Annotated in this window: 9 protein-coding genes and 1 pseudogene; 6 read left to right on the top strand and 4 right to left on the bottom strand. The window is 71.4% G+C overall.

Features of this window, described 5'->3' with window-relative positions; all coding sequences use genetic code 11:
* The first annotated feature begins 113 nt into the window (after positions 1-113).
* The 6 genes from DFR41_RS24900 (at position 114) to DFR41_RS24875 (ending at position 7935) form a co-directional block, all read left to right on the top strand.
* Positions 114-461, top strand: a complete 348-nt coding sequence (locus DFR41_RS24900) for a hypothetical protein (RefSeq protein ID WP_114804715.1) — start codon at positions 114-116, stop codon at positions 459-461.
* A 143-nt stretch (positions 462-604) separates the two neighbouring features.
* Positions 605-2059, top strand: coding sequence for a TolC family protein (locus tag DFR41_RS24895; RefSeq protein ID WP_114804714.1), 1455 nt, complete (start codon positions 605-607; stop codon positions 2057-2059).
* Positions 2060-2081: 22 nt separating this feature from the next.
* Complete coding sequence (locus DFR41_RS24890; protein WP_114804713.1) at positions 2082-2636, top strand: hypothetical protein; 555 nt, start codon at positions 2082-2084, stop codon at positions 2634-2636.
* Entirely contained in the window at positions 2633-3763 is a 1131-nt protein-coding gene (locus DFR41_RS24885; RefSeq protein ID WP_114804712.1) for an efflux RND transporter periplasmic adaptor subunit, read from the top strand. Before DFR41_RS24890 ends, DFR41_RS24885 begins: the two co-directional genes overlap by 4 nt.
* 13 nt (positions 3764-3776) lie before the next feature.
* Positions 3777-6896: an efflux RND transporter permease subunit gene (locus tag DFR41_RS24880; protein ID WP_114804711.1), complete on the top strand. Its 3120-nt coding sequence runs from the start codon at positions 3777-3779 to the stop codon at positions 6894-6896.
* A 70-nt stretch (positions 6897-6966) separates the two neighbouring features.
* A complete protein-coding gene (locus tag DFR41_RS24875; protein WP_244917870.1) occupies positions 6967-7935 on the top strand; it encodes a bifunctional helix-turn-helix transcriptional regulator/GNAT family N-acetyltransferase in 969 nt (322 codons plus the stop codon).
* Here DFR41_RS24875 and DFR41_RS24870 read toward each other — a convergent pair.
* The 4 genes and pseudogenes from DFR41_RS24870 to DFR41_RS24855 all read right to left on the bottom strand — a co-directional run bounded on the left by DFR41_RS24870 (position 7925) and on the right by DFR41_RS24855 (position 11883).
* On the bottom strand, positions 7925-8707 hold the full coding sequence (locus DFR41_RS24870; protein WP_114804709.1) for a 3-hydroxybutyrate dehydrogenase: 783 nt from the start codon (positions 8705-8707) through the stop codon (positions 7925-7927). The two genes, DFR41_RS24875 and DFR41_RS24870, sit on opposite strands and share 11 nt — an antisense overlap.
* Before the next feature lie 65 nt (positions 8708-8772).
* Positions 8773-9522 (bottom strand): annotated as a pseudogene (locus DFR41_RS24865) (acetoacetate decarboxylase).
* 270 nt (positions 9523-9792) lie between these two features.
* Positions 9793-11304, bottom strand: coding sequence for a DegQ family serine endoprotease (locus DFR41_RS24860; RefSeq protein WP_114804708.1), 1512 nt, complete (start codon positions 11302-11304; stop codon positions 9793-9795).
* Between the two features lie 102 nt (positions 11305-11406).
* Positions 11407-11883 (bottom strand): Lrp/AsnC family transcriptional regulator, encoded by a 477-nt coding sequence (locus DFR41_RS24855; RefSeq protein WP_017760352.1) that lies wholly within the window; start codon positions 11881-11883, stop codon positions 11407-11409.
* Between the last annotated feature and the right edge of the window lie 28 nt (positions 11884-11911).

The following is an 11911-nucleotide window of genomic DNA, read 5'->3' as shown; positions in this document are numbered from 1 at the left end:
TGGCGCCCGGGCGGAAAGAAGGCGGCGATTTTAAGGGCCGGGGCCTTCTCCCCTCATCCCGAAGGGAAGCCGCGCGAGCGGGACACGGGCCACCCCTAGAATCCGCGCCCGTCGTGCGCCGCCTTTTCTTCATCCTCCTGCTGGTCTTGATGCCGCTTCAGTTCAGCGTTGCTGCGCTGAAGGCCTACTGCCAGCACGAGGCCGGCGGCATGACGCACCTGGGCCACCACGAGCACCAGCATTTCGACGTCGCCGACAACGACGACGAGCCGGGCACGCCACCGGCGCTGGGCCACCTGGACTGCGGCCACTGCCACGCGCACTGCGTCGCGCTGGCCACCGCGGTCGCGCCCGAGGCCCCGGCCATTCCCAAGGCCGAACTGCGCGAAGGCGCCGCTGCTCCGCTGGCGGTGCGCGCGCTGGCCCCACCCGAACGGCCCCAGTGGCCCGGCCTTGCCTGACCGGCAAGGCCTGCAGCTTCACCCCCTTCCCTTCCGCCTGACGCGCCCGGCGCGCCAGTGACGCGCTGCATGCGCGCGCCCCCTCCGGGGTGCGTGCGGCTTGCCGGTCTCCCTCGCACATCGATTTGCCTTGGAGAACTGGAATGCCTTTCACACCCCATCGGCCGTGGCGCGTGTCGCCCCGGCCCCATCCTGCCTGGCGGCAGCGGCTTGCGCTGACGCTTGGGCTTCTGCTGGCGCCCTGGGCGCTGGCCCAACCGCCGGCGCTGCCGGCCCCCGTCGCCCCCGCGGCACCCGGTCCGCTGCGGCAGGCCTTCGACCAGGCCTGGGCGCGCCAGCCCGAAGCCCGGGCGCTGGTGGCGCGCCAGCAGGCGGCCGAGGCAGGCCAGCGCGCCGCGTCGGCCTGGACGCCCGAGCCGATGGCGCTCGAACTCACCCACCGCACCGACCGCGCCAATGCCAACGACGGCCAGCGCGAATGGGAGGCAGGTCTGGCGATCCCGCTCTGGCGGCCGGGCGAGCGCAGCCGTGGCCAGGCCGTGGCGCAGGCCGAGGCGGTCGCCGTGTCCCTGCGCGAGCAGGCTGCACGGCTGCGGCTGGCCGGCGCGCTGCGCGATGCCTGGTGGCCCTGGGCCCGCGCCCGCATCGAGCAGCAGGTGGCGGATGCCCAACTGGCCCATGCCCGCACCCTGGCCGCCGACGTGGAGCGCCGCTGGCGCGCCGGCGACCTGGCCCGCAGCGACCTGCTGCAGGCGCAGGGCGCAGTGGCTGCCGCCCGTGCGGTGCAGGCCGAGGCCGCGCGCGCGGCGGTCGAAGCCGCGCTTCGCTGGCAGGCGCTGACGGGCGCAGCCACAGGCGCTTCCGGCGCGGCGTTGCCGCAGGCCGGCATCGGAGGGGCGGCCATCCCCGCCGAATCTGCGCCGGCCAACCGGCAGGCTGAGGTGGCCTCCAGGCCCACGCCGGCCGGCGGCACCGCCGGGTCCGAGGCGGGGTCCGAGCGCCTGGTCGACGGCGTCGGTGCCGAGGCAGAACCCGAGCCGCGCGCAGAGCCCGGGGCGTCCACCGCCACCCACCCCGCCCTGGCCGAACTCGCCCAGCGCCTCGCCATCGGCCGTGCCCAGGCCGAGCTGGCGGCCCGCCAGGGCGCCGGCAACCCGGAGCTGACGCTGGGCACCACCCGCGAGCGCGGCAGCAACGACGAGCCGGCGCGCAGCACGCTCAACGTAGGCCTGCGCATCCCCTTCGGCGCGAGCGCGCGGCAGGAGGCCCGCCAGGCCGCGGCGCTGGCCGAGGCCATCGCGCTGGAAGCGCAGTGGCGGCTGGAGGAAAGCCGCCTCGCCGCCGAACAGCAGGCCGCCCGGGCCCGCGTGGACGCGGCCCGCATCCGCCTGGCCGCCGCCGAGGAACGCGATGCCCTCGCCAGCCAGACCCTGGGCCTGATCGAGAAGTCCTTCCGCCTCGGCGAATCCGACCTGCCCACCCGCCTGCGCACCACGCAGGAAGCCAGCGACGCCGCCCGCCAGCTGGCCGCCAGCCGCATCGAGCTGGCGGCAGCCGTCTCGCAATGGCGCCAGGCCCTGGGCCTGCTGCCCGAATGACAACCCGACACCCAACCCTCCCATGAACTTCCGATTCCTTGCAGGCACCGCGCTGGCCCTGGCCGCCGCCGCCTTCTTGCCCACCGCCCTGGCCGACGAAGGCCACAGCCATGACGCGGCACCCGCCGCACCGGCCGCGGCCGCCCTGCCCCGCTTCGCCCTCGAATCCGGGGCCTTCGAGCTGGTCGGCGTGCGCCAGGGCCATGAACTCACGCTCTACCTGGACCGCCATGCCGACAACCAGCCTGTCAACGACGCCCGCATCGCGCTGCGCATCGGCGAGAAGGACTTCGTCGCCGAGCCGCACGGCGAAGGCACGTACGAAGCCGAACTGGACGAGGCCACGGCCGAGGCCACCGGCGAACTGCCGCTGCTCGCCCGCCTGAGCGTGGGCGACACGCGCGACGAGCTGCATGGCGAGTGGCACATCGAGGCCGCCGATGGCCATGGCCACGACGCCGACGCCACCCCCGCCTGGCGCCACCTGCTGCCCTGGGGCGCCACGGCCCTCGTCGTCCTCCTCGCCGCAGCCGCCTGGCTGCTGCGCCGCCGTCCCGCCCACGGAGCCGCCGCATGAACCGCCTTCCTTCTTCTACGCCGCGGCAGCTCACCGCCACGCTCGCCCTCCTTTTTTCCCTGGCCCCGCCCACGGGCGCCCTGGCCGACGCTGGCCACGACCACGGCGGCGCACCGCCGGCCGCGGCGGCCAACGGCCCGCAGCGCCTGGCAGACGGCAGCGTCTTCCTGCCCAAGCCCAGCCAGCGGCAGCTCGCGGTGCGCACCGTCGTCACCACCCTCGCCGCCCTGCCGCGCAGCATCGAGCTTGACGGCCGCGTGGTCAGCGATCCACAGAGCGGCGGCAAGGTACAGGCCCTGGTCGCCGGCCGCATCGAGTCCGGCCCGCGCGGCCTGCCCGAGCCCGGCCAGGCCGTGCGCAAGGGCGAGGTGCTGGCCTGGGTGCAACCGGCCGCCGCGCCGCTGGAGCGGGCCGCACAGGCAGCCCAGCTGGCCGAGCTGCGGGCCGCCGGCACGCTGGCCGAAAAGCGCCTGGCGCGCCTGCGCGAATTGGCCGACACCGTGCCCCGCAAGGAGATCGAGGCGCTCGAAAGCGAAGTGGCCGCTGCCCGCGAGCGGGCCGGGGCCATCGGCACCGGACTCTCGGGTCGCGATGCGCTGGTCGCGCCGGCCTCGGGCGTCATCGCCTCCTCGTCCGTCGTCGCCGGTCAGGTCGTCGACGCGCGCGAGCTGGTGTTCGAGATCGTCGACCCGGCGCGCCTGCGCATCGAGGCCCTGGCCTACGACCCGGCGCTCATCAGCGACATCGGCGGCGCCTCGCTGGCCGTCGGCGGCACGCAAGTGCCGCTGCAGTTCGTGGGCGCCGCCCGCGCGCTGCGCGACCAGGCCCTGCCGCTGGCCTTCCGCGCCCAGGGCGCCGCGCTGTCGACGCTGGCCGTGGGGCAGCCCGTGCGGCTGCAGGTGCACAGCCGCAGCACGCACGAAACGATTGCCGTGCCGCGCGCCGCGCTGATGCGCAATGCGGCCAACGAAACCATCGTCTGGGTCAAGACGGCGCCGGAGCGCTTCGCGCCGCGCACCGTCACCACCGCACCGCTGGACGGCCTGCGCGTGGCCCTGACTTCGGGCGTCGCGCCCGGCGAGCGCGTCGTCATCGACGGCGCCACGCTCATCAACCAGATCCGCTGAGGCCGCACCCCCCATGTTCAAGTGGCTCCTCGAACGCAGCCTGGGCAACCGGCTGCTGGTGATCGTGCTCGCCCTCGCGGCGATGGCCTATGGCGCGTACATGCTGACGCGCACGCCGGTGGACGTGTTCCCCGACCTCAACAAGCCCACGGTGACGGTGATGACCGAAGCCGGCGGCATGGCGCCCGAAGAGGTGGAGCAGCTCATCACCTTCCCGCTGGAAACCGCCATGAGCGGCCTGCCCGGCGTGGAGACGGTGCGCTCGGTGTCCTCGGCCGGCCTGTCCTTTCTGTACGTGACCTTCGACTGGCGCACCGAGATCTTCCGCGCCCGGCAGCTGGTGTCCGAACGCCTGTCGGCCATGGAGGAAGGCCTGCCCGCCGGCACCGTGCCGCGCATGGGCCCGGTCAGCTCGGTGATGGGCGAGATCATGCAGATCGCCATTCCGGTCGATCCGCAGAAGATCTCGCCGATGCTGGTGCGCGAGTACGCCGACTGGGTGCTGCGCCCGCGGCTGATGTCGGTGCCGGGCGTGGCGCAGGTCATTCCCATCGGCGGCGAGGTGCGGCAGTTCCAGGTGCAGCCCGACGCTACGCGCATGGCACAGCTGGGCATCTCGACCGAGGCGCTGGCCACCGCGCTGCGCGGCTTTGCGGCCAACACCTCGGGCGGCTTCCTGTCGCTCAACGGCCGCGAGTACCTGATCCGCCACCTGGGCCGCACCGCGCGGCTGGACGACCTGCGCCGCCTGGCGCTGGGCGCGCGCAACGGCCAGCCGATCCTGCTGCAGCAGGTGGCGCAGGTGGACTTCGCGCCCGCCATCCGCCGCGGCGACGCCGGCTTCGAAGGCCGGCCGGCCGTCATCCTGGGCGTGCAGAAGCAGCCGGCGGCCGACACCATCGCGCTCACGCGGCAGATCGAGTCGGCGCTCGACGGCCTGGCCGCCGCGCTGCCGCCCGGCATGGAAAAGCCGCGCGTCACCTTCCGCCAGGCCAGCTTCATCGAGGCCTCCATCGACACGCTGCAGGGCAAGCTGGTGGGCGCGGCGGTGTTCGTGGCGCTGATCCTGTTCTTCTTCCTGGGCACGCTGCGACCCACACTCATCGCGCTGGTGGCCATTCCGGTCTCCATCCTGGCGACGGCGCTGGTGTTCCGTGTCTTCGGGCTGTCGATCAACACCATGACGCTGGGCGGCCTCGCCATCGCCATCGGCGGGCTGGTGGACGACGCGGTGGTGGACGTCGAGAACATCATGCGGCGCCTGAAGGAGAACCGGGCCCGGCCCGAGGCCGAGCGGCTGGGCGTGCTCACGGTGGTCACGCGCGCCTCGATGGAGGTGCGCTCGGCCATCCTCTATGCCACGGTGATCATCGTATTGGTCTTCGTACCGCTGTTCGCGCTGCCGGGGCTGGAGGGCCGGCTCTTCGTGCCGCTGGGCATCGCCTTCATCGTCTCCACGCTCGCCTCGCTGCTCGTGTCGGTGACGGTGACGCCGGTGCTGAGCTACTGGCTGCTGCCGCGCATGAAGCGGCTGGCGCATGGCGACACCCGGCTGCTGACCTGGCTCAAGGCCCGCTATGCGCGCGGGCTGGAGGCGGTGCTGCGCCGGCCACGCATCGCCGTGGCCGCTGCGGTCGTGGCAGTGACGGCGGCGGCCGTGGCCGTGCCCTTCTTCCCGACCACCTTCCTGCCGCCCTTCAACGAGGGCACCCTGCTCGTCGGCCTGCGGCTGAATCCCGGCGTGACGCTGGAGGAAAGCAGCGCCCTCGCCCGCCAGGCCGAACGCCTGGTGCGGCAGGTGCCGGAGGTGACGCACGTCGGCCGCCGCAGCGGCCGGGCCGAGCTGGACGAGCATGCCGAGGGCGTGCACGTGAGCGAGCTGGACGTGGGCCTCAAACCCGCCAGCGAACTCACGCGCCCGATGGCCGCCATCACCGCCGACATCCGCCAGCGCCTGGCGCCGCTGCCGGCCGCCATCGGCATCGGCCAGCCGATCTCGCACCGCATCGACCACATGCTCTCGGGCGTGCGGGCGCAGATCGCCATCAAAGTCTTCGGCGAAGACCTGGACGTGCTGCGCGGCCAGGCCGAGCTGCTGCGTGCGCGGCTGGCCGCCATCCCCGGCGTGACCGACCTGGAGGTGGAAAAGCAGGTGCTGGCGCCGCAGATCAAGGTGCGCATGGACTACGACCGCGCCGCGCAGTACGGCGTGCCCGCGCCCCAGGTGCTGCAGACGCTGGCGCGCATGGTCGAGGGCGAGAAGCTGTCGCAGATCGTGGAGGACGGTCGCCGCTTCGCGCTGGTGCTGCGCCTGCCCGAGCCGGCGCGCTCGGTCGACGGCCTGGGCCGGCTGCTGATCGAGACGCCGCTGGGGCCTGTGCCGCTGTCGCGCCTGGCCACCATCGAGGAAGGCGACGGCCCCAACCAGGTCAGCCGCGACGACGGGCGGCGGCGCATCGTGCTCTCGGCCAATGCGTCGGGCCGGCCGCTGTCGGACGTGGTGGCCGACATGCGGGCGGTGGTGGCGCAGACGCCGCTGCCGGCCGGCTACTTCATCACGCTGGGGGGCCAGTTCCAGGCGCAGGAAGAGGCCTCGCGGCTGGTCGGCCTGCTGTCGCTGGTCTCGCTCGCGCTGATGTTCGTCGTGCTCTACAGCCGCTACCGCTCGGCGGTGCTGTCGGTGCTCATCATGGCCAACATCCCGCTCGCGCTCGTCGGTGCGGTGGCGGGGCTGGGGCTGTCGGGGCAACCGCTGTCGGTGGCGGCGCTGGTGGGCTTCATCACGCTGGCGGGCATCTCGGTGCGCAACGGCATCCTCAAGGTGAGCCACTACGTCAACCTGATGCGCTTCGAGGGCGAGGCCTTCGGGCCGCGGATGATCGTGCGCGGCTCGCTGGAGCGGCTGTCGCCGGTGCTCATGACGGCGCTGGTGACGGCCTTCGCGCTGGCGCCGCTGCTGTTCGAGGCCGAGCGGCCAGGCACCGAAGTGCTGCATCCGGTGGCGGTGGTCATCTTCTCGGGGCTGGTGAGCGCCACGCTGCTCGACACCTTCCTGACGCCCGCGCTGTTCTGGCTGTTCGGGCGGCGAAGCGCCGAGCGGCTGGCGGCGGACGGGGACACGCAAGCCCTGTGAAGGCGCGCGAAGCGAAGCAGAAACGGGATATGGTTGCTTCCGTCAACTTTATTGATTGACAATGGCGCCCATGCCCGTTTCGCCTGCTTCTGCCTCCTCGCCCGTCGCATCCGCCGTTCCGGCGGACGCCGTCAAGGCGCTGCGCCGCTTCAACCGCTTCTTCACCCAGCGCATCGGCGTGCTGGAGCCCTACCTCGGCAGCGAGCTCTCGCTGACCGAGGTGCGGGTGCTCTACGAACTGGCGCACCACCGTGGGCTCACCGCCCGCGAGCTGGCCCAGGCGCTGAGCCTGGACGCGGGCTACCTAAGCCGCCTGCTCAAGCGTTTCGAATCGCTGGGCTGGCTGGCCCGCGCGACGGATGCGCGCGATGCGCGGCAGCAGCGGCTGTCGCTCACCGAGGCAGGCCACGCGGCCTTCGCGCCACTGCAGCAGCGTTCGCGCGATGCCGCGGCGGCCCTGCTGGCGCCGCTCGCGCCGGCCGCGCGCGACGAACTGGTCCAAGCACTTGCACGGGTGGAGACGCTGTTCGACGCCACGCCCGTGCCCCTGCGCACCGCCGTGCTGCGCGACCCTGCCCCGGGCGACTTGGGCTGGGTGGTGCAGCAGCATGGCGAGGTCTACGCCCGCGAGTACGGCTGGGACGGCCGCTTCGAGGCCGCCGTGGCCGACATCGCCGCCCAATGGCTGCGCACCACCGACCCCGCCTGGGAGAAGGGCTGGATCGCCGAGCTGGACGGCCAGCGCGTCGGCGCCGTCTTCGTGATCCGCCACAGCCCCGGGGTGGCGCAGTTGCGCCTGCTGGTGCTGAAGCCCGAAGCGCGGGGCCTGGGCCTGGGCGGCAAGCTGGTCGACGGATGCATCGCCTTCGCCCGCGCCCGTGGCTACAAGCAGATGATCCTGTGGACCCACAGCTGCCTCGAAGCCGCCCGGGCCCTGTATGCCGCGCGCGGCTTCGTGCTCGACACCAGCGAGCCGCACGAGGGCTACGGCAGCGGCCCGCTGGTCGCCGAGCGCTGGTCGATGGCGCTCACTGCATGAACCAGCCGTGGCTGACCACCAGCGACTGGCCGGTCAGCGCATTGCTCGGGAAGGCGGCAAACAACAGCGCCACCCGCGCCACGTCGTCGGTGGTGGTGAATTCGCCGTCCACCGTTTCCTTGAGCATCACGTTCTTCACCACCTCCTCTTCGGAGATGCCCAGCGTCTTCGCCTGCTCGGGGATCTGCTTTTCCACCAGCGGCGTGCGCACGAAGCCGGGGCAGATCACATTGGCGCGCACACCGTGCTTGGCGCCTTCCTTGGCCACCGTCTTGGCCAGGCCGATCAGGCCGTGCTTGGCCGTGACGTAGGGCGCCTTCAGCATCGAGGCTTCCTTGGAATGCACCGAGCCCATGTAGATCACGCTGCCGCCGCGTCCCTGCGCGTACATGTGCTTGAGGCAGGCGCGCGTGGTGAGGAAGGCGCCGTCCAGGTGGATCGCCAGCATCTTCTTCCAGTCGGCAAAGCCGAATTCCTCGACCGGGTGAACGATCTGGATGCCGGCATTGCTGACCAGGATGTCGATGCCGCCGAAGGCCTTGACGGCCTCTTCCACGGACGCCTCGACCTGCTGCTCGTCGGTGACGTCCACCGCCACGCCGATGGCCTGGGCGCCCGCCGCCTTCAGTTCGGCGGCCGTCGCCTCCGCTGCCTGCTTGTTCAGGTCGGCGATGACGATCTTGGCGCCCTCCTGCGCGAAGAGCGTCGCGATCTCCTTGCCGATGCCGCTGGCCGAGCCGGTGATGTAGGCGACCTTGTCCTTGAGTTGCATGGTGGTTCCTTTCGATGCGAGGTTGAAGAAATAGGAAAGGGGCTCGAGGCCCGGCACGTGGCCGACTACTTCAGATAGTCGAGTTCGACGGTACCCAGCGCCAGCGTCATATCGGCGATGTAGTGCACGGTGGACAGCACCTCCAGCACGGGCAGCTGGGCGACCGGCGCCAGCGCATGCGGATGCAGCTCCAGCGAGCCGGGGCCCGTCCAGGCGCCCTTGAGCTGTACATCGACCATGTGGTAGCGCACCAGCTCGCAGATGCGGGCGGTGCCATCCACATGCGGAATGATCTTGAGCAGGAAGTTGGGCTGCGCAATGGCGTCGAGGATCGGCCCGTGTTCCAGCGTGCGGTGCTTGAAGCCCATCGTGGCGGTGGCCACGCGCACGGCGCCGTAGTCGAGCGTGCCCACGATCACATCGGTCTCGTAGCCGAATCGGGGCGTGGCCAGTTTCTTCGGAAAGCCCCACAGCTCCCGCCCGCCGGCGATGGGCGGATGGTCGTTGAGGTACATGGCATGCACGTACGCGCCCTTCTCCAGGCCCTTGGCCGTGCGCAGCTGCACCGGGATCACCTAGCCCGACTCGGTGTAGTCGCCGAAGCCGGTGGAATCGGGCATGCGGATGAATTCGTACTTGACCACCGGCTCTGCGATTTCCAGCGGTTCCGGGACCACGGCGCGCAGGGCGTCGGGATCGGTGCGATAGGTGACGACCATGAATTCCCGGTCGACGAATCGGTAAGGGCCCGGCGGGAAGGCCGGGCTGGAGAAGGGCATCGCAAAGGCGCGTTCGCGCAGGTCCGAGGCTTTCATGGGGTACGGGGGCAAAGTGGATGGTGAGCATTCATGCTGCGTCGCACGACTTAGCGCAAGCTGAAGTCGCCAGCGTGGCGACGCGAAAGCGGCGCCGTCCTACGCCGACGCCCCGGGCGCGCAGGTGGCCAGGTTGCGCGGGCCCGTCCACCGGCTGCGCTCCGCACGCAAAAAAAGCCGACCGGCGCCCACGGCACCAGTCGGCTCCTGTGGAACATGGCCGCGGAGGAAGCGCCGCTGCTCGGGCGCTTCCTCCGGGCCCCGCGCCCATCAGCCGATGTTCACCGGCACGAAGATCTTCTCGTCGCCACGCTGGATCAGCAGCGCCACCGACTTGTCGGCCTTGGCCACGGCTTCACGCACCTGGTCCACGCTCCGGGCCGGCGTGCCGTTGATGGCGAGCAGCACGTCGCCCTGCTGGATGCCGGCATTGGCGGCCGGGCCGCGGGCGTCCTCGATCAGCAGGCCACCGGCGATGCCGGCCTCCTTCTGCTCCTGCGGCTGCAGGGGACGCAGCGCCAGGCCCAGCTTGCCCTTGCCGACGGCCTCCTCGGCCTTGGCGACCTTGACCTTGTCGCTGGCGTTGCCCAGCTGCGCCGTCAGGTCGCGTGCGCCTCCGTCGCGCCAGACCTCGATGCGCGCCTTCTGGCCGGGCGCCATCTGACCGATGATGGCCGGCAGGTCGCCGGAGGTGGTGATGGGCTCGCCGTCCACCTTCAGGATCACGTCGCCGGACTTCAGGCCGGCCTTGTCCGCAGGCCCGCCCTTCTCCACGTTCGACACCAGCGCGCCCTGCGGCTTGTCGAGCTTGAAGGAATCGGCAAAGGCCTGGTTCACCTCCTGAACAGCCACGCCCAGCTTGGCATGGTCGGCATGGCCGGTGGCGACGATCTGGTCCTTCACGCGCATCGCGATGTCGATCGGGATCGAGAAGGACACGCCCTGGTAGCCGCCGCTGCGGCTGTAGATCTGCGAGTTGATGCCCACCACCTCGCCGCGCGCATTGAACAGCGGGCCGCCCGAGTTGCCGGGGTTGATCGGCACGTCGGTCTGGATGAAGGGCGTGAAGCCGTCGTCGGGCAGCGAGCGGCCCTTGGCGCTGACCACGCCGGCCGTCACGCTGTTCTCGAAGCCGAAGGGCGAGCCGATGGCCAGCACCCATTCGCCCACCTTGAGGTCCTTGGGGCTGCCGAGCTTGACCGTGGGCAGGTCCTTCGCGTTGATCTTGAGGACGGCGACGTCGGTCTTGGGATCGGCGCCCAGCACCTTGGCGCGGTATTCGCGGCGGTCGGTGAGCTTGACGGTCACTTCCTTGGCGCCCTCGACCACGTGCGCGTTGGTCAGGATGATGCCGTCTGGGCTCAGGATGAAGCCGGAGCCTTCGGCGCGCGTCGGCACCGAGCGCTGCGGGCCCTGCCGGTGGCCGGGCACGCCGCCGAACTGGCGGAAGAACTGATAGAACGGATCGTTGGGCGACATGCCGGGTGGCATGGCGGCGCTGCCGCTGTCGTCGTCGTCACCGCTGGTGTCCAGCGCCGTCTTGGTCATGCCCGAGACGCTGATGTTGACCACCGCCGGGCCCTGCTGGGCCGTGATGACCGAGAAGTCGGGCGCGGCGATGGGCGCCACCATCGGGGCCGCGGCCACGACCGGGGGCTGAGGCGCGGAGCCCAGGGCATGGGCGCTGGTGTAGGCCCCGCCGGCCGCGGCGCCGAGCACGCCTGCGGCAGCAAGGGCGATCACCAGCCGCTTGGGCGATTGCAGGATCGTCTGGGTGTTCATGGTGAGCCTCCTGGCTGCGTGTCGAGTTGCGATGGCGTGACTGTGAAAGCCATCGCTTAGGCACGACTTAAACCCCCGGGCCGGCCTTGCCGGCCGCTCCGTTCAACGCCGCGGCAGGGGCAATGCGGTCTTGTAGCGAACCTGCTTCAACGCAAAGCTGGAGCGGATCTTCTCGACACCGGGGATGGGCGTGAGCTGCTCCAGGATGAAGCGCTCCAGTGCTGCCATGTCGGCCACGGCGACGCGGATCAGGTAGTCGCTGTCGCCGGTCATCAGGTAGCACTCCATCACCTCGTCATGCTCGGCGATGCGGCGCTCGAAGGAGCCCAGTGCCTCCTTGCTCTGCGTGCGCAGGCTGATGGAGATGAAGACGTTCAGGCCCAGCCCGAGCGCCGGCGCGCTGCACAGGGCGACGTAGCGGGCGATGACGCCCGCCGCCTCCAGCGCCTTGACGCGCGCCAGGCAGGGCGAGGGGGACAGATGCACCCGCCGGGCGAGCTCGACGTTCGACAGGCTGCCGTCGCGCTGGAGCTCGTCCAGGATGCGCAGGTCCGTGGCGTCGAGCGGGAGGTTGTTCATGCGGCATCCTTGAGGTTCGGCGGCAGTT

This window comes from Pseudacidovorax intermedius, assembly GCF_003350475.1.
Taxonomy (GTDB): Bacteria; Pseudomonadota; Gammaproteobacteria; order Burkholderiales; family Burkholderiaceae_C; genus Xenophilus; species Xenophilus intermedius.
The sequence above is the reverse complement of the archived record's forward strand: the minus strand, read 5'-3'. Positions and strand labels throughout refer to the sequence as shown.

Excerpts from the sequence above, each read along its gene's own strand:
- DFR41_RS24895 (WP_114804714.1), top strand. The coding sequence starts at position 605 with ATGCCTTTCACACCCCATCGGCCGTGGCGCGTGTCGCCCCGGCCCCAT.
- DFR41_RS24890 (WP_114804713.1), top strand. The coding sequence starts at position 2,082 with ATGAACTTCCGATTCCTTGCAGGCACCGCGCTGGCCCTGGCCGCCGCC.
- DFR41_RS24885 (WP_114804712.1), top strand. The coding sequence starts at position 2,633 with ATGAACCGCCTTCCTTCTTCTACGCCGCGGCAGCTCACCGCCACGCTC.
- DFR41_RS24880 (WP_114804711.1), top strand. The coding sequence starts at position 3,777 with ATGTTCAAGTGGCTCCTCGAACGCAGCCTGGGCAACCGGCTGCTGGTG.
- DFR41_RS24875 (WP_244917870.1), top strand. The coding sequence starts at position 6,967 with ATGCCCGTTTCGCCTGCTTCTGCCTCCTCGCCCGTCGCATCCGCCGTT.
- DFR41_RS24870 (WP_114804709.1), bottom strand. The coding sequence starts at position 8,707 with ATGCAACTCAAGGACAAGGTCGCCTACATCACCGGCTCGGCCAGCGGC.
- DFR41_RS24860 (WP_114804708.1), bottom strand. The coding sequence starts at position 11,304 with ATGAACACCCAGACGATCCTGCAATCGCCCAAGCGGCTGGTGATCGCC.
- DFR41_RS24855 (WP_017760352.1), bottom strand. The coding sequence starts at position 11,883 with ATGAACAACCTCCCGCTCGACGCCACGGACCTGCGCATCCTGGACGAG.